At 42.8% G+C, this 17,391-nt stretch carries 15 protein-coding genes, 1 tRNA gene and 1 pseudogene; 8 read left to right on the plus strand and 9 right to left on the minus strand.

Going from position 1 to position 17,391, the window contains the following annotated elements; genetic code table 11:
* The first annotated feature begins 85 nt into the window (after positions 1–85).
* The 4 genes from V5G28_RS05715 (at position 86) to V5G28_RS05725 (ending at position 5,154) form a co-directional block, all read left to right on the plus strand.
* Positions 86–2,455 carry a chemotaxis protein CheA gene (locus V5G28_RS05715; protein WP_442994223.1) on the plus strand — a complete coding sequence of 790 codons (2,370 nt, stop codon included), beginning with the start codon at positions 86–88 and terminating at the stop codon, positions 2,453–2,455.
* A 26-nt stretch (positions 2,456–2,481) separates the two neighbouring features.
* A complete protein-coding gene (locus V5G28_RS36590) occupies positions 2,482–3,132 on the plus strand; it encodes a response regulator (protein ID WP_442994224.1) in 651 nt (216 codons plus the stop codon).
* 737 nt (positions 3,133–3,869) lie between these two features.
* Complete coding sequence (locus V5G28_RS05720; RefSeq protein ID WP_332993802.1) at positions 3,870–4,244, plus strand: hypothetical protein; 375 nt, start codon at positions 3,870–3,872, stop codon at positions 4,242–4,244.
* 472 nt (positions 4,245–4,716) lie between these two features.
* Complete coding sequence (locus tag V5G28_RS05725; RefSeq protein ID WP_332993805.1) at positions 4,717–5,154, plus strand: TOBE domain-containing protein; 438 nt, start codon at positions 4,717–4,719, stop codon at positions 5,152–5,154.
* A 152-nt stretch (positions 5,155–5,306) separates the two neighbouring features.
* On the opposite strand, the gene V5G28_RS05730 is transcribed toward V5G28_RS05725, so the two are convergent.
* Positions 5,307–5,591 carry a DUF427 domain-containing protein gene (locus V5G28_RS05730; protein WP_332993808.1) on the minus strand — a complete coding sequence of 95 codons (285 nt, stop codon included), beginning with the start codon at positions 5,589–5,591 and terminating at the stop codon, positions 5,307–5,309.
* 263 nt (positions 5,592–5,854) lie between these two features.
* On the opposite strand from V5G28_RS05730, the gene V5G28_RS05735 reads away from it, so the two are divergent.
* Positions 5,855–6,019 (plus strand): hypothetical protein, encoded by a 165-nt coding sequence (locus tag V5G28_RS05735; protein WP_332993810.1) that lies wholly within the window; start codon positions 5,855–5,857, stop codon positions 6,017–6,019.
* A 214-nt stretch (positions 6,020–6,233) separates the two neighbouring features.
* On the opposite strand, the gene V5G28_RS05740 is transcribed toward V5G28_RS05735, so the two are convergent.
* The 3 genes from V5G28_RS05740 to V5G28_RS05750 all read right to left on the minus strand — a co-directional run bounded on the left by V5G28_RS05740 (position 6,234) and on the right by V5G28_RS05750 (position 7,452).
* On the minus strand, positions 6,234–6,383 hold the full coding sequence (locus V5G28_RS05740; protein WP_332993812.1) for a hypothetical protein: 150 nt from the start codon (positions 6,381–6,383) through the stop codon (positions 6,234–6,236).
* Between the two features lie 50 nt (positions 6,384–6,433).
* Positions 6,434–6,506 (minus strand) — tRNA-Phe (locus V5G28_RS05745).
* Between the two features lie 76 nt (positions 6,507–6,582).
* Positions 6,583–7,452, minus strand: a complete 870-nt coding sequence (locus tag V5G28_RS05750) for a metal ABC transporter permease (protein WP_332993815.1) — start codon at positions 7,450–7,452, stop codon at positions 6,583–6,585.
* Between the two features lie 73 nt (positions 7,453–7,525).
* Here V5G28_RS05750 and V5G28_RS05755 point away from each other — a divergent pair, with 73 nt between their 5' ends.
* Positions 7,526–7,912, plus strand: a complete 387-nt coding sequence (locus V5G28_RS05755) for an ArsR/SmtB family transcription factor (protein WP_332993818.1) — start codon at positions 7,526–7,528, stop codon at positions 7,910–7,912.
* Positions 7,913–7,983: 71 nt separating this feature from the next.
* On the opposite strand, the pseudogene V5G28_RS05760 reads toward V5G28_RS05755, so the two are convergent.
* Together V5G28_RS05760 and V5G28_RS05765 are read right to left on the minus strand one after the other, a co-directional pair.
* A pseudogene (locus tag V5G28_RS05760) lies at positions 7,984–8,837 on the minus strand (metal ABC transporter ATP-binding protein).
* A 163-nt stretch (positions 8,838–9,000) separates the two neighbouring features.
* The gene (locus V5G28_RS05765) at positions 9,001–9,948 is read right to left on the minus strand and encodes a metal ABC transporter substrate-binding protein (RefSeq protein ID WP_332994040.1); all 948 of its coding nucleotides are present in this window, start codon (positions 9,946–9,948) and stop codon (positions 9,001–9,003) included.
* Between the two features lie 465 nt (positions 9,949–10,413).
* Between V5G28_RS05765 and V5G28_RS05770 the strand changes: the two genes are divergently transcribed.
* On the plus strand, positions 10,414–12,045 hold the full coding sequence (locus V5G28_RS05770) for an iron uptake porin (protein ID WP_332993824.1): 1,632 nt from the start codon (positions 10,414–10,416) through the stop codon (positions 12,043–12,045).
* Positions 12,046–12,328: 283 nt separating this feature from the next.
* On the opposite strand, the gene V5G28_RS05775 is transcribed toward V5G28_RS05770, so the two are convergent.
* A complete protein-coding gene (locus V5G28_RS05775) occupies positions 12,329–14,062 on the minus strand; it encodes an Rqc2 family fibronectin-binding protein (protein ID WP_332993827.1) in 1,734 nt (577 codons plus the stop codon).
* Between the two features lie 144 nt (positions 14,063–14,206).
* On the opposite strand from V5G28_RS05775, the gene V5G28_RS05780 reads away from it, so the two are divergent.
* Positions 14,207–14,407 (plus strand): hypothetical protein, encoded by a 201-nt coding sequence (locus V5G28_RS05780; protein WP_336229830.1) that lies wholly within the window; start codon positions 14,207–14,209, stop codon positions 14,405–14,407.
* Positions 14,408–14,439: 32 nt separating this feature from the next.
* On the opposite strand, the gene V5G28_RS05785 is transcribed toward V5G28_RS05780, so the two are convergent.
* Both V5G28_RS05785 and V5G28_RS05790 read right to left on the minus strand, forming a co-directional pair.
* Entirely contained in the window at positions 14,440–15,189 is a 750-nt protein-coding gene (locus V5G28_RS05785; protein ID WP_332993831.1) for a choice-of-anchor W domain-containing protein, read from the minus strand.
* Between the two features lie 845 nt (positions 15,190–16,034).
* Positions 16,035–17,321, minus strand: coding sequence for a glycosyltransferase family 4 protein (locus V5G28_RS05790; protein ID WP_332993833.1), 1,287 nt, complete (start codon positions 17,319–17,321; stop codon positions 16,035–16,037).
* Positions 17,322–17,391: the final 70 nt, after the last annotated feature.

The raw sequence follows: 17,391 nt of genomic DNA on the forward strand, positions 1-17,391 counted from the left end.
TTTGTTCTTTGTCATTCTCGGTGACCAATGACCAATGACTAATGACTAATGACTAATGACTCATGACTGACTGATAGCAAAGATTATGTCACACGACAAAGAATTAGAAATCCAGATGCAGTTTCTGGAGGAAGCGACTGATTACCTCAATACCCTGGAAGGGGTATTGCTGGAACTTAACACTAACAATCGCATCTCTCTAGAAAAAATCAACGCCGCACTGCGAGCTGCCCACTCAATTAAAGGTGGCGCAGGGATGATGGGGTTTCGCGCCCTAAGTGATTTGGCTCACCGTTTAGAAGATTCGTTTAAAGTATTAAAAACTAGAAAAAATTCTTTAGAAATTGATACAGAATTGCAAAGTTTATTGCTATCTGGAGTCGATTGGCTACGTCAGATAGTGGAATTGCTATCAGAAGGCAATAGTGTAGACGAAGAGTGGTTATCGACTTTCTGTTATCCCGTTTTTGAAGAACTCCATGCGCGTTTGGGCGATCCATCCCCTGAAGATGCAGCTAGTATGCTGTCTCCAGAAGATGGGCAAGACATCATCCCTTTGCTGTTTGAAACAGAGGTAGAAGGGTGTTTGCAACGCCTAGAATCTGTGTTGGCAGATAGTGCGCAGCCTTGTTTGAAAGAAGAAGTTGCGATTATGGCAGCTGAGTTGGGTGGTTTGGGTGAAATGCTGCAGTTGCCAGCTTTTACCCAACTTTGCGAATCAGTGGCAAACCACTTGGAAGCTGGTGATCCCTCGCAGATAGAAACAATTGCCCGTGCTGCATTGGAAGCATGGCGGCGATCGCAGGCTTTGGTGATCACACATCAAGTCGATAGATTACCAACAGCGATCGAACTCGAGGATTTGGCACATGAAGCCGCAGCATATACTCCAATACAACTGTCCGAAGCACAAGCAGCACCCACGCTAGATCCAGAAACAGAAGTTGCACCAGAAATTCTGCTACCAGAAGAAACTGAAGAAACTTGGCTGGATCGTGAAATCATTGCCGCTGACTTTGAAGCTTTAGAGGCAGCTTTTGCTGAGGAGAGTAACGCTGAAGTTGAAGTGCAACCAGAAACAGTCGTTGAGAAAGAAATTCCGACAACAAATTACAAATTTGTTGAACGTAAAGTCGAACAAACTGTTGGTAGCAATAAGAGCGAACCTCAGGAAAATACAGTCCGAGTTCCTAGTAAGCAACTCGAGCAAATTAATGATTTGTTTGGGGAACTCATTATTCAGCGAAACGGATTAAATTTGCAACTTGAGAGGTTACGCAAACTTATTCGCAATTTGAACCAGCGAGTGCAAAGTCTGGATCGAGAAAATCAGCAATTACGGACAGCTTACGACAGAATAGCAACTAATGGCGTACAGCCAACCGGTGTTCCATTGCTAGCGTTGCCACCGAGCGACAAAGTGGAACATATTATAGCATTTGACGATGGCAACCAGACACAAGGCAGGTTTGATTCGTTAGAAATGGATAGCTATAACGAATTAAACTTGCTCTCTCAGGAAGTCATGGAAACTATCGTTCAGGTGCAAGAAGTTACCACTGACATTCAACTGAGTATTGACGATACTGACCAATTTGCCCGCAAACTCACCAAAACATCCAAGCAGTTGCAAAGAAAGCTGACTCAAGTACGGATGCGTCCACTGTCCGATATTGTTGACCGCTTTCCAAGGGCTTTGCGCGACCTGTCTGTAGAGTACGGCAAAAATGTGCAACTGAAAATTGAGGGTGCTGGTATCTTAGTTGAACGTAGCATTTTGGAGGCTTTAAATGAGCCTTTGATGCATATGTTGCGAAATGCCTTCGACCACGGAATTGAAGACCCAGCAACACGCCAAGCCTGCGGTAAGCCAGAGCAAGGATTGATTGAAATTAAAGCCACGCATCAAGGTAATCGCACGATTATTACCCTCAAAGATGATGGACGCGGAATTGCGTTAGACAAAATCCGCGCCCGTGCTATAGCTATGGGGTTAGAACCAACTCTGATAGCCCAAGCTACCAATGAAGAATTGCTATCGCTGATTTTTGAACCAGGATTTACCACCTCTGACCAAGTGACAGCATTATCCGGTCGCGGTGTCGGTATGGATGTGGTTCGTAGCAACTTGAAACAAGTGCGGGGAGATGTCAAAGTCGATACCGTAGCCGGAAAGGGTACGACTTATACGCTGTCAGTACCATTTACACTCTCAGTTGCAAGAGTCCTTCTGATAGAAAGCAATCGAATGCTTCTCGCATTTCCCACAGATGTGGTTTCGGAAATATTCTTGCTTGATAACGAACAAGTGTTCCCAATGGCTACCAGCGAAGTCCTGAATTGGCAAGGAACGATGCTACCGCTGGTTCGCCTCGGTCGGCATTTGGAGTTTAATTGCCCCCGCTACGATAACCCGAACCAAGAAAGCCCCCCGCAATCAATGCTACAAGCGTAATCATAATCAACCAAGGCAATCAAGTCATGGCGGTACAGGTAGACCGTTGTTGGGGTGAACAAGAAGTTGCTATCCGCCGAGTTGAAGGAAACATACCTTTGCCTAGTGGTTTTAGCAACTGTACGATTTTAGGTGATGGTCGGGTCGTACCACTGGTGAATGCCAACGAGTTACTTTATTGGATTACTACCAATGAGCGCACGCCTAGAACCAATCAACTACCATCAGCAAGGTTAAAGAACGTTTTCCTGACGCCAGCTGACGACACAGTCGTGTCAATGAATCAGAAAGGCACAATTTTGATTGTAGACGACTCAATTAATGTCCGGCGCTTCTTAGCTTTAACTTTAGAAAAAGGAGGGTATCAAGTCGAACAAGCTAAAGATGGTCAAGATGCGCTAGATAAACTTCAAAATGGTTTGAGAGTTCAAGCTGTCATTTGTGATATTGAAATGCCTCGTGTTGATGGATACGGCTTTTTAGGTCGTATCAAATCAAATAATGATTTTAAAGATTTACCGATTGCTATGCTCACCTCTCGTAGTAGCGATAAACATCGTCAACTGGCAATACAATTGGGTGCGAGAGCTTACTTTTCCAAACCTTACAACGAGCAAGAATTACTGAAAACTTTGGATGAAATCATTTTTCCTTTAGCAGAAGCCTCCAAAGGATAATGTTGAAAGTGATGAGTTATGAGTTATGAGTTTTATACTCGTAACTCATGAAATTTGTACAAATTTTATTATGAATTGGTATTAAGTTGTTATACAAATAAACTTGTACATTAAACAAGATTGCATAAGTCCCTAGAACCCCACCCTAACCCTCCCCGTAAACAGGGAGGGAACAAGATTTTTATTACTTTCCGAAGCTTGCGGGGGACTCTTATACCATTTCACGAAATTGGTGATACAAATTTTTTCTCCCCGGCTCTTGAGCTCCCCGGCTCTTGATCTGTCTAATTGTATCAACCTTAAAGTGAAACGGTATTAGGGGGTGCTTCTTTTTAATGAATGCAACATCAAGGATTGGGCTGTTGAGCCTTAAGTATTAACACTCAACAGTCAAGGACTTTTTTGAATTCAAAATTCGCGATATTCTTAGTTTAAAATTTAAGAAAAAATTTTGAATTGACAGTTGGGATACAAGACAGGAGGATGCGCGACATGGAAAACAAGAAAAAAGCGCAGCATCCTTGCTTCAAGCCCGTGGATGCGGTCATGGGGTATTATGTTTGATTTTTGAATTTTGAATTGTTTTGACCTCCACTCGAACGTTTATGCAATTTATGCCCGCATTATATTAATTTTTTTATTTTAATTTGGAAAAAAATATAGAGAATTTGGCGTGTTCTCATCAAGCCGTGCAAATTTATGTATAAGCTATCCGGTCGATAGAAAGGTTTTGTGCCATGAGTAAACATTTTCTTCCTCCTCTTTCTCCAGATGATTTGCCTCCAAAGGCAACACTACTTGATGGGTTACTACTAAGACAACTAGAAGAGGCTATCGGCAAACAGTTTTTCAAGGCTTGCAATTCCATAACTCGGGCTTTGTTGTCTAGTTGTCACTGGTATTTCCAAATAAACGCTGGTACTTTGATACTCGTTATTATCAGCTATGACATAGACAGTTACTCGCATATAGCGAAAGCTATTCCCCAAATGGTTGATAGCTTAAAGCTATTTTCTAATACTGCCAAAATCCGTTTTTGTCCTCCATCTGAGAAGGGTATACCGTGGGAAATGGGGATAGATGAAACCCCCGATGAAGAAGACGTGTTTTAACACATGGTTGCGCCTATTATCACATGGACGCTCATCGGTATATTCTCAAGGCGTTTCTTTCTAAAACGCCTTCCCTACTTCCAACAACCAGGATAACTACATAAAGTAGGTTGGGTAATAAGACCTGTTTGGCGAAGCTGACTAAGACTCGCACACCATTGCTTAAGGAACTCCGGAGACTGGGGGAGTACTACCTTTAATAGCAACTTGCTATTGTCTTGATATTTTTATTTTTATATGATAATCAAAGATTATTGTGTGCGAGGATGTCACTTGTGCTACAACTGGGAACAGATCAAACAATGCCAAGCTAACTACCAAAGGCTAACTGACAAATGCTGTACCAAGGAAAGTAAGAAGTCATCTTCTTTTGATTGGAAAACGGCTCAACAGACTTTTATTTTTTAAGGATTGACGCTTGGTAGGATCGTACCAGGAAAAGCTCTTAATTACCAACTAAATTGGTATAATTATGCCAAGAAAAGAACAAGGATGGATCACTTTTCAAACCTCTGAGGAGGAGCGAAAAATTCTGGAACACATCTCAAAGCAGTCTCAGCGCACCAAAACAGAAATTTTGCGGGAACTCGTGCGTAGCCTAAACAACCAGTCTCCTCAACCGCCATCACGACCAACTCAACAGTATGAAACAGAGGAGAGTAGAACTCCTGAGATAGAAGTTTTTAGTCCGAAGAAACGACTCAAAGTTAGCTCTCGTAATATTCTTAAGGGAATCGTCAAACGAGTTGTTACAGGAGCCGTTAATACTGAAATCACGCTGGAGATTGTTCATAAAGTTGAACTAACCTCAATCATTACCCGAGTGTCAGCAGACGAACTAGGTTTGTCTGAGGGTACAGAAGCTTACGCAGTGATCAAGTCCAACGATATTGTTATTGCTAAGGAGTAGAGAAAAGTTAAGTCAAAGTTATCAAACGTTAAGAAAGTTTAACCACTATAGTTGGTCTTTACTACAAATTCTACAAAAGCCCTCACCCCTAACTCCTCTCCCAACTTGGGACAGAGGTTAGGGGTGAGGTATTTTGAATGATCAAACTTTTACTACGCTTCGACCTTTACACCTCTCCAGAAGGCGACATAGCCTTCAATCTGCTTTGCCTTCTCCTTTGCATCAGGATAGTACCAAGCAGCGTCCTTGTTAGCTTGTCCATCTACTTCAATAGTGTAGTAACTGGCGAGACCTTTCCAAGGACAAGTTGTGTGAGTGTCGCTTTCCTTGAAGTACTGCTTGTTAACTGAGTCAGGGGGAAAGTAATGATTGTTTTCCACAACTACTGTGTTATCGCTTTCGGCTAACACAGCGCCATTCCAGATTGCTTTTGCCATAGGTAGTAAATGCTCACAACGCTACACATAACATTATGATTCCTCTGGTAGATATCTTGCTTACAGAATAAATAGCTGTGGTTAGGGAATTTTTATCACCTAAAATTTAAGGCATTTAGGATTGACATTGGAGAATTTTGCGATCGCTTGTCAATTGCTTTAGGTAGTGTCGCATACCAATAATTGTCTGTGAAAGCAACCTTGCTGCATATTAGACCTCTCCAGAAATTAGATTTCAGTCCATCTATTACAAGCGGTTTCAGATGAATTTGCGGAGATATCTATTAGCTGCTGAGGTAACAGACAACTACTCCTGTCACGCTCGAAGATTACCTATTAACGAACCGCCAAGACGAGCCAGCGCTGCAGGAGGGTTTCCCTCCGTAGGCGACTGGCGTCGCCAAGAACGCCAAGGAAAAGATAAGTAATCTTGTACCGGGAAGGGAGTAGGAGTAATAGCATAGACCGTAATTATTTCCTAAAGGCATATTCGCCTCCGTTTTTCTTGCTGGAGGGGATTTTATTGCACAAAGCGATTGCGCCCAGCGCGGTGGCCCTTGGGCAATCGCCTGAATCAATAACTAGCAACTTGGCTTAGGTAATTGCGATTGCATGATTGCAATGCGCGGAGGGCAATCGCTGTTATAAAGTGCGATCGCACTCAAAAGTACTGATGATTAAATCTCTCTCTTCTTTACTAAAGGGACTGATATCCTGTTCCTCTATTGCACCCTTTGGTACTTGAATTTTCATCGCACCAAACGGATTACTGTCAATTAATCCTTCTGACAAGATATACAACCCTTAGACAGAGCGACTTTATCTTTACTTTGTTATCTAAATGCCAGGAACCAGATTTGAACTGGTGACACGAGGATTTTCAGTCCTCTGCTCTACCAACTGAGCTATCCCGGCGTGGTTTTTTTTCTTTGCCACGATTACTTAATTTAGCAAACTCATAATCATTTGGCAAGTCCTAACAGAAAAAAAATTATGCAGCTTTTGTCCTCAACTTCACCCAGCCGAAAACTGTCAAAAATACCACAAACTGAACAAGAACAATACTAGGGCCAGAGGCAAAGTTCAAAAGACCCGATACGATGATGCCAGCAAAGCTACTTATGGAACCGACAATCACCGACAACAGCAGGAAGCGGTTAAAGTGGTGACTCATCAGTTTGGCACAAGAGGCGGGAATAACTAAAAAGGCGTTGACGAGTAAAACGCCAACAGCTTTAATTGCCACAGCAACAGCTAATGACAGCAGTACCACAAACCCATACCGATACAACTGAACTGGAATGCCTTGAACCTTTGCCACAGCAGGGTTAAGTGTTAACAAAATTTGCTGCCTAAGGGTTGATAATAAGAATAGGCTGCCTCCAACAAGCACAAGCAGGGTCAAAATCAAATCTGTCATGTCAATAGCGAGAATATCGCCAAATAGCACGCCCATTAGGTTGCCGCGATATCCTTTAATTAAGCTGCTAAGAATCACACCTACTGCTAAGGCACCTGACAAGACAATGCTTAGAACGCTGTCGCTACCTAAATCAGTTTTCTCTATAAAGTAGAGGACAACCAACCCAAAAATGAGTGTAAATGGTAGCAGCATCCAGGTGGGATTTAACTGTAGCAGCACACCTAACGCCACACCCACTAAAGCAGCATGACCAACAGCATGGCTAAAAAAAGACAACTGGCGCAAGGTGACAAAACTGCCTAGTAAACCACCAAGTGTTCCCATCAAAACAGCACCTGCAATAGCACGTTGCATAAAGGGAAACTGTAACAAGTTCACCAGGTCATTGACATTAGTGACAGCAAGCCAAGCTATTTGGCAATGATCAAATAAAAACATATGTTATTTTTTTGACAAAATTTGAAAGTATTTTGAGTGTATAAGATTTGTTTTTTACTAACAAATAATAATTATGTCAGTTCATCTCACCAATTCTCTTCCCCAAAAAGAAATTAATACATATAATCAAATACGCCAGATAGAGAACGATAATCTTGAACCTCTGTCACATGAGATTCTCAGCAGTGAAAAAGCCCAGCGGATGGCGGAATTTTTCAGCTTTTTAGGAGATGCTAATCGTCTACGAATTCTCTCACTGTTAGCGGAACAAGAACTTTGTGTTAGTGATTTGGCAGCAGCACTGAATATGAGTGAATCTGCTGTCTCCCACCAACTAAGAAACTTACGGGCGATGCGTTTGGTCAGTTACCGCAAGCAAGGTCGTAATGTCTTCTATCGCCTCCACGACAGCCATGTTTTGCATCTTTATCAGGCTGTTGCCGAACACCTAGATGAATAAAAGTGAAGAATGAAAAATTAAGAGTAAGAATGAAGAAATTGTTCTTTCTTCTTTCTTTTTCATAACCCGCGTTAATGATTATGTTGATAGCGACTAAAGGCAGGACCGTAAGTCGCTAAAAGATTTTGCGGCGAAAGGGCAACTTCTGGAGCCCCAGTGCAAACGATGGTTTGATTCAAGCAAATGACGCGATCGCAATAACGGCTCACCATATCAATATCATGGCAAACCTGCAACACTGTCCATCCTTCTTCCTGCTTAAGTTCATTCAGCAAGGTATAAAAATCTGCTGCACCTTGCACATCTACTCCAGCAAACGCCTCATCTAACACCAAAAGTTTCCGAGGCATGACCAAACAGTATGCTAGCAATACCCGCTTAAGTTGACCACCACTGAGAGTTCCAATTGCCTGATTTCGTAGATGGTAAGCATCGGTTCGCCGCAAAGCTTCAGCGATTGCTGCTGATTTTTGCCGACTCGTTCGCGTTCGCGTAGCGTGTCCGGAGGACTCAGCGGGCGCTCTGCGCCATCCCCTCAAACCTGCAAAAGAAAACTTTTTCTTGTCTCACCTCCGCTTGTTACAGAATTAGAAGGAGATGAATAAACCCATCCCAACCCTACCAATTCACTTACAGAAATGGGAAAGCTGCGGTCAAAGATAAAATTTTGTGGCATGTAGCCCAACTGGTGACGTAAATTCTCCAGGCGTGTTATTGGGCGACCTAATATTTCAATTGTGCCAGCACTTCGTGGAATCAAATCTAAAACTGCTTGCACCAGGGTACTTTTACCCGCACCATTAGGACCAACTATGGCTGTATTTGTTCCTGAAAATAATTCAAACGAAACATCACGAACAGCTAGGTAGCTGCCTTGATAGACAGTCAATCCCTCTACTTTTAACGTAGGAAAGTTATTAATCATTCTTCATCGGTCATTGGTCATGAGTCATTATTCACCTGTCATTTGTCAGCCAGCGCAGCCAAGGAGTGTTTCCTTCTGTCAGGGCGACTGGCGTTGGCGCAGCCTCTCCGCAGGAGATACCCGAAGGATCCTTCCTATAAAGTGCAAATGACAAATTAAAAAATTATTTGCACGCTGATTCTAAGGTTTGCAAATTATTTCGCATTGCTTGGAAATAATGCTGCGGATCTTTCTCGCCAGTTTCTAAAGAATCCAGGGAACGCAAAGTTAAATTCAAGTCCTTAGAAAGGCTTGTTAACAATTTGTTATCTACTCCTGATTCACTAAATAAAGCTTTTACTTTATACTTTTTCACTGCATTAATAGCATTTTGCACATCTGTTGGGGCAAGTTGGTCTTCTGGAATTTCCACGACTGCGACTTGCTTGAGGTTATATTGTTTAGCTAAGTATGGAAAGGCATCATGAAAGGTGATAAAGGTACAATTGGGAGTCTTCTGCAAAGTTTGCTTAAAATCGCTATCTAAGCTTTCCAGTTGCTTAATGTATGCTGCTGTATTTGATTCATAGGTCGCTTTATTCCCAGGGTCAGCAGCAATCAAACCATCTCTAATATTAGCAACTTGTTGTTTTGCTAACACTGGGTCTAACCAAACATGCGGGTTTCCCTTAGCGTGTTCGTGGTCGTGTTCTTCCTCTTTTTTATTAGTTTTCTCAACAGGTGAAATTTCATTTAATGGTTGAATACCTTTACTGGCATCAATTTCAGACAATTTGGGATTTTGGGCATTTTTAACTGTGTTTTCTAAAAATTCTTCCAAACCCAAGCCATTTTTTACCAACACATTTGCCGTGGCGATCGCCTTTACATTCTCTGGTGTAGATTGGTACTCATGTACTTCTGTTCCCGGTGGCACTAAAATTTCCACATCTGCTGTATTCCCAGCTACGGCTTTGGTAAACAAATACATCGGTAAAAATGTCGTCACCACTTTGATTTTTCCTGGCTGCGGTGATGGAGTGGACGCAGCTTCTCGTGCCTGCGGTGACTGTTCAGGAACTATTGCCTGATTGGTGTTAGATTCAGTACAGCCAGCACTCAGTGATAACATAAGCAGAGCAATCAAAGGTATGATACCGCTTCTGTGTCTTTTTGTTCTACGTCCTTCATTAGTCCAGAGCACTGTTTTCTCTCCTTGCTGGAAGCTGTTTGCTTTGCCTTGGTTGAAATTTCTGTTGACAATGAGACTTAATTTTACATCTTAATAGTATAATTATTCTCATTCTCAGGTAAAAGGTCTGCGATTGAGTGTTAGTAGCAACAAAAATTTTTCAGCAAGCAAAAGTTCTGCTGTCTGCACACTTGCTTGACTGAATGGATTTATCTACACTCAGTTCTTAGGGTTTGTCCTCTAAGAGTGCTACCTTGATTCGCACATACGTTTATTGATATTTTTTGAAATTTATGATTAAACAATTTGCTGATTATTGATAAATTAATGAGACTACCTTCTAATAACAATAAGCTTTGACAAAGCACAGTGTGGGTGTTCATTGAGAATGGGTGTGAGGAAAAAATGACAAAACTCTGGAAATCCCTGCTGGTAAGTCCAGCGGTTTTCGGCACAATGTTAGTGATGAGTGCTAGCGCAATTGCAGGGGAAACACTTAGCAATTTGGACAAAGAAGCTGAGAAAATCCCTCAAAACAAAACAATGGCACAAGTCACTTCGGTGTCTCAGCTATCGGATGTACAACCCACAGATTGGGCATTTCAAGCACTGCAATCCCTGGTGGAGCGGTACGGTTGTATTGCAGGATACCCGAATGGGACTTATCGGGGTAATCGGGCGATGACACGGTATGAGTTTGCTGCTGGTTTAAATGCGTGTCTCAACCGGGTTAACGAACTTATTGCCACCGCTACAGCAGATTTGGTTACGAAACAAGATTTAGTCACATTACAAAGACTGCAAGAGGAATTTACAGCAGAACTCGCGACACTACGAGGTCGTGTAGATGTTTTGGAAGCAAAATCAGCAGAACTAGAGGCAAATCAATTTTCTACTACGACAAAACTACAAGGGCAAGTTGTCGCTGCAATCACCGATGTTTTAGGAGGCGATAGAGTCAACGATGTAGATGTCAAGGACAACAATACAACATTTGGGGTGCGGGCGCGTGTGGAGTTTGTAACCAGCTTCACCGGAGAAGATGAACTTTTCACCAGAATCCAGGCTAATAATATTCTTGGTCCTGACATTGGTACATCGGAGGGCAATCTGTTCTTTGCCGATGAAGACGGTACTACAGATGCTGTGATCGATGCGCTGTACTACAAATTTCCCCTGACCAAAAGTACAGAAGTGATCGCTCTTGCCAATGCGGGTGCAGCGGACGACATTACCGATACAGTAAATATCTTTGATGGGGACGGCGCGTTTGGTGCTTTGTCCAGCTTTGGCACGCGCAACCCAATTTATTACAACATGGATGGTGCGGGGTTGGGAGTTACTCAACAGTTTGGTGATGCAGTTTCACTCAGTCTGGGGTATTTGGCGAATTCACCCAATGACCCGTCTTCTAAGAATGGATTGTTCAATGGTCCATACGGTGCTATGGCACAGCTAACCATTAAACCGAGCGATCGCTTTACTATTGGCTTGACCTACATCAACGCCTATAATCAAGAATTGCGTACTGGTAGCCTACGGGCAAATCCTATATCCTTCCTTGGCTCTGAGCTTGCTGCTCCGCCTGATGTGACTGGAGAGCCTGACCCGGTGACTGTACCATTTGCTAGCAATTCCTACGGTATACAAGCATCCCTTGGTTTGAGTGAGAAATTTGTTTTAGGGGGTTGGGTTGGATACACTAACGCTCGCAACTTATCCACCGAAGGAGGAAGAGTTGACCGTGGAGAGTTAGAAATATGGAACTGGGCTGTGACTCTTGGATTGCGTGATCTTGGTAAAGAAGGCAACTTAGCAGGCATCATCTTTGGTATGGAGCCTAAGGTCACAGGTTCTAGCATTAATGAAATTTCTAGAGACAGAGACACTTCCTATCACGTTGAGGCGTTCTACCAATACAAAGTCACTGACAATATCACCATTACTCCTGGAGTCATCTGGCTAACAGCGCCGGATCATAATAATGACAACGATGATGTTGTAATTGGTGCGGTCAGAACTACACTGAGTTTCTAAACTCAGTTTCTAATTAGTACAAAAAGACCAGCCTACCACAGCTGGTCTATTAAAATTTTTCTTTGCGTTGTCTTCTCAAGAGGGTCAAACCCAAGTAGCACGTTCTCAAAACGTAACGAGAAACTTTTCTTAACAATATTGTAACAGCCAGCACAGACTTTTTATGGATATTTATCAAAAAAAGATGTTGAGGAAGGAAAATAGCCTCTATCTTTAAGAAGAATTCAAGCATCTGGCAAGAAAAAGTAAAACTAATTAATTTTTACTTTTTACTTTTTACTTTTTACTTTTTAGTTATTTCAACTAACTGCGGTTGTCCCCAAATAATCCGCTCCTGCTTGTAAATAGCAATTCCTGGTTTGGCTCCTTTGGGTTTGTAGACGTGTTTTGGCTGAGTGTAAACCACTGGCACTTGCTCACTCTGACGACCACGACTATAGTATGCTGCTAAGTTAGCAGTATATTGCAAATCGGCTTCTTCTGGAGGAGTACCTGGTTCTAGACGAAGCAGCACATGGCTTCCAGGAATTTCTTGAGCGTGGAACCATAAATCGTAATCGTTGGCTACACGAAAGGTTAATTGGTCATTTTGGCGATTGTTGCGACCAATTAAGACTTCAAAACCACTGGGGGTGCGGTAACGATAAAAGTTAGTGCTAGCGGCTTCAGTTGAACTGCGACGACGGTATCCTGAGTCTTCTAAATACCGCTGCCCAATAAGTTCCTCGCGGATTTCTTCTAGAGCTTGTAAATCTTCTGCTGTTGTGTAATTCTCTATCTGAGAAATCGCCGCTTCCACTTGCTCTAAATACTCAATTTCAGCCTTGACTTCAGCCAATAACGGTTCTACAGCAGTCCGAGCACGTTTGAGTTTTTGATGCTGTTTATAAAGACTTTGAGCATTTTGCACAGCATTTTTATCTGGCTCTAAAGCGATTTTTGTCGGTTTACCAGTTTCAAAATCAGCCAGAATAATTTCCTTCATTCCCACTTGCCACTCATGCAGATGCGCCATCAACAAATCAGCTTTTTGTCGATACTCATCCGCGTTCTCAGACTGCTGCAAGCGTTGCTCAAAATTAGCAGCTTTCAGTCGTAATTTTTCCAGAATATTATTCAGTTTCTGGCTCAACTGATGGCGCAGTTGGGAAAATGTTTGTTGATTGCTCTGGTCAGTGTAGTAACGGTTGAGTAACTCTTGGATATTTTTCGCGCTCTCGATCGCACCCCAACCAAGTACAGTGTATCCTTCTTTTGTCCAACCAGGTTCAAACTTCTGGGTTTCCAACATCAGCAGCCATTCTTGCCAATGGTGAAACAGCCGTTGCCAGTCATCAGGTTTTAAAGTGTCTGTTGAACTTTCTGGATCTATGTCTGATACCAGCAGCATTGACTGTATCAGTGAAGGTGAGACACCGCGATATGTTTTGAGCAACTGACGTTTGATAGCTCCTGGGACTAAGCTGACTCGTTCTTGCCAACGTTCTTGAGATTCGCCCAAACTAGGTATAGCAGCAGTCAGACTCGGTGGTGTTTCATAAGGCTGTCCTGTAAGAATCGGGCGGACGCTGGATTTTTGTTGGCTGACTTGATGGGCAACGGTGATAATGCTGTTATTGGCATCGGTGAGAATAACGTTGCTGTACTTGCCCATGATTTCAACGTACAGGTGATACAAAGCGCTTTCTCCCGGACGACCGGCAAATTGCAAATCAACGACACGTTCCCAAGGAGCTATTGTCTCCAGCCCCACCAACGCCAAACCACCTAATTGGTGCAGTAGTTGTTGGCTAAAGGTAAAAGTATCTGGTGTTCTTGGTGGTGGATCGCCGATATGAAGGCGAGCTGTTTGGGGATGCCAAGAAATTTCCAGCCAACCCCGTGGTTTGAGAGTGCGGAGTGCTATGGCAATGGTGTAGCTATTGCGCTGATAAACTTGTTCTATGCGTGATGGTAGCCAGTGAGCGCGGATGTCGCTACAAACAGCGCTAAGCGTTGTGAAGTCAAATGTTTGCACGACGATTGGCCGTTGTTGTTTGAGTATCGATTGTCAGTATAATTCCATTTTCTCTAATTCAGCATAAAGTGGGGCAAGCAAAAAGCGGTCAGCTGTACTGATTTTTTCAAATATCATGCTGACCGCTGCTTTTTTGACTAGTTTTTGAGCCTATTAGCTAGTTACTTTGTGTTGAGTGCAATACATCAAGAAATAAGAACCACAGATGGACTCTTGCGTGCGTTGCGGAGCCAGCACGCTCAGACGGAGAAGCCAGTGCAGGTGACTGGCGTTGGGGTTCCCCCCGTTGTTCAAAGCAGCGTCTCCGCAGGAGATAGCAACTGCCGTACAGATGGACACAGATAAATAATTACTTCATCCAAACGAGAAGCGCTATATTAGCTAGCTACTTTGACTTTTTTTCTTCTGCCATAACCTATACCTGCCACTGTCGCCAAGAAGATTGCACCAACTGTTCCTGGTTCAGGTACGCTTGTGCTTGAGGAACTGCCGCCAACCTTAATTTGGTATGCCAATTGAGAATTTCTTGGTGGGGTTGCAGCCCAGAACAACGATGTTTTACCAGTGATCACGAATGGATCGCTGATTTCACGAATTCGCAGATAATCTACGTCTGAGCCAATACCTAGAGAAGAAGAACCCAAATCTCCAATTCCTTCACCGTTAAACGCCAAGTTAGTCAGAGATACAGCACTGTTATTCGAGGCAAAGGTACGGATGAAAATGTCATTCACCGGACCATTAAAAGCGTTGCTGCTGAGGAGCTTGCCATCAACTGTATAGTTAACGGTACTTCCTGTGTATTCCAAGCTGAAGTCTACCGGCTTATTATTCTCCCAAGCATACTGCTGTTGTTCTAGGGGATTAGCACCTTTCTTAACATCGTCATTTATACTGAGTTCATAAGTTGCAGTACCACTCAAATCGCCAATGCGACCTTCGGCAACAAACAATTCGTTAAATTGACCCTGATTTATCAGGTTTTCAAAGTCTGTGTCAGTAAAACCTGTTTGATTGACGAGTGTCAAGGCTTTGGCAGAATGAGGTGCTACAAATAAACCCAGCGTAGCTAACCCCAAAATAATCAGTGACTTGCTGTAATTGATAGACTTGCGTACACGAAGCATAGTTTTCCCTTTGAATGGCTGATTTCTTAACATCTCTGTGTTGCTTTCGGGCGCAGCGAAACTGATTGCACACCCAAATTGCTACTAAATTTAATAGATTGCACCTAATAAATCAAAAATATTACTCCAACACATACAACAGTTTGCATCTTTATTGAGGTACACTTTTTCAACTCAACAGCCAGATATCGAGCAAATTCTACTTCTGACGACTGACGCCAATATTGCTGCTGTATGAAATAAACAAGTGTAGATTCATCAAACTACTGATTCCTGTTTCGGTTGGCTTTGGTTGTAACTTAAGTAGTGAAGCAAGCAATCATATCATGTTCGGCTAATTAGTTATGATTTCCACGTTGACTGCACCTCACCCCGCCAAAGCTGCGCTTAGGCTCCCCTCCCCGCTGGCGGGGAGGGGATAAAGGGGTGGGGTTCTTCAGGAATGATAAGCAATCAACCGAACCTGATATCACTTCTATCTTTAGAGGTTAAGACATGAGTTCGTACAATGGCGAGAAAAAGCACTGTATTTTACAGAAAATTTGACTAAATATAAAATTTCCTTGTTTTTTGGGCACATTCTCGAAAACAGACACAGACAATCTGTTTTAAGTTGTAAAACATAAATTTTTCTCAAATAAAAATTCTCAACAAATAAAAAGACTTCTTTACGAAGTCTTCTATGAAATCCTCTATGTTAAGATTTTCAACCGTATTGAGTGAGTTGTTTGTCGGTCATGCATAATGGACAATCGGGATATAGTCAAAAGTTATAACCACTCAGAGTTAGGTTTAACCTATAGAGTCTTGACTATTCACGACTTATGTCCAGTAAGTCGGTACTGTTAACTCGCCAATATCGCTTCTTTGTGGGTTTCTTGTGGTATTTCTTCAACTTTCTGTTGTAACAATTGGGTGTAAAGTTCAGCTAGCTCAGATGCGACTCCTTCCCAACTAAACTTTGTTTCAACCCGCTTTCTAGCAGCTTGACCTAACTGGTCTCGCCATTGGGGATTAGCGAGAATTCGGTCGATCGCAGCAGAGAAAGCACCAACATCTTGTGGTGGTGCCAATAAACCAGTTTCTTCAGGGACGACTGTAAACTGAAGTCCGCCGACATCACTTGCTACAACTGGTGTGTGACTTGCCATCGCTTCAATTGCTACCAGCCCAAAAGGTTCGTAATGACTGGGAACAACACTAACATCAGCAGCTGCGTAGTAATATGGCAGAATTTGCTGACTCAAACGACCAGGGAAGGTTGTAAAGTCGCTCATCCCTAATTCGGCGACAATATTTTCAATGCGCGAGCGTTCCATTCCGTCGCTGTGACCTGGACGACTACCACCCCCAATAATTAACTGGAGTTTTTCAGATCGCAATTTCGACTCTGCCACAGCACGCACGAGTGTTTCTATACCTTTGCGTGGATCAAAACGTCCTACATACAACACGAGTTTTGCTTCTGGGTCGATTCCCAACTCAGCTCTTGCAGTTTGTCTGTCTACACAACCAAACTGCCCAATATCAGTACCGCAAGGAATAATGTCGATACTTCCTTTTGTGGAAACAAGCGATCGCATATGTTCTTGTTCCTGCGGACTTGTCGCCACAATTCGTTCAGCTGTCTCCAACACCTGTTTTTCCACTGCTAGCCGGGTAGTAGCAATCAGAGGAATCGTATTAATCGTGTTGTACTTAACTGCTCCTAAGGAGTGGTACGTGTGAACCTGCTTGCTCCCTTGGATTTCCTTCAACTGCATTCCTACCCAGCTAGAAAGCCAGTAATTTGTATGAACCAAAGGATATACAAAGCCATTTTCTTGCTGGAATTTAAGGAAATTATCTATAAATTCTGGCAAGTATCCAAACAAATTGTCTCGTGGCACAAATTCAACCGCACCAGCTTCTAACCGGATGGTTCGACAGTTTGGGCTGTGTTGAACTATTGTTTCTTGTTCCGCACTCACTTTGCGGGTAAACATTTCAACTTGCCACCCAAGTTTAGCTAGTGCTTCTCCAACTTGGCGCACGTATACATTTTGTCCTCCAGCTTCTTCTTTCCCGATTTCAACGGCCGGATCGCCATGTACTGAAATTAAGGCGATGCGTTGTTTAGTTCTAGAGTTCATAGTTTGTTGGTGTTTTCGCTTCAAGAGGTTTTAGGCAGATTCAGTAGGTGATTCGCCCAATCTCTCTATG

It is taken from the genome of Scytonema sp. PRP1, from assembly GCF_036697665.2.
Taxonomy (GTDB): domain Bacteria; phylum Cyanobacteriota; class Cyanobacteriia; order Cyanobacteriales; family Nostocaceae; genus Kalymmatonema; species Kalymmatonema gypsitolerans.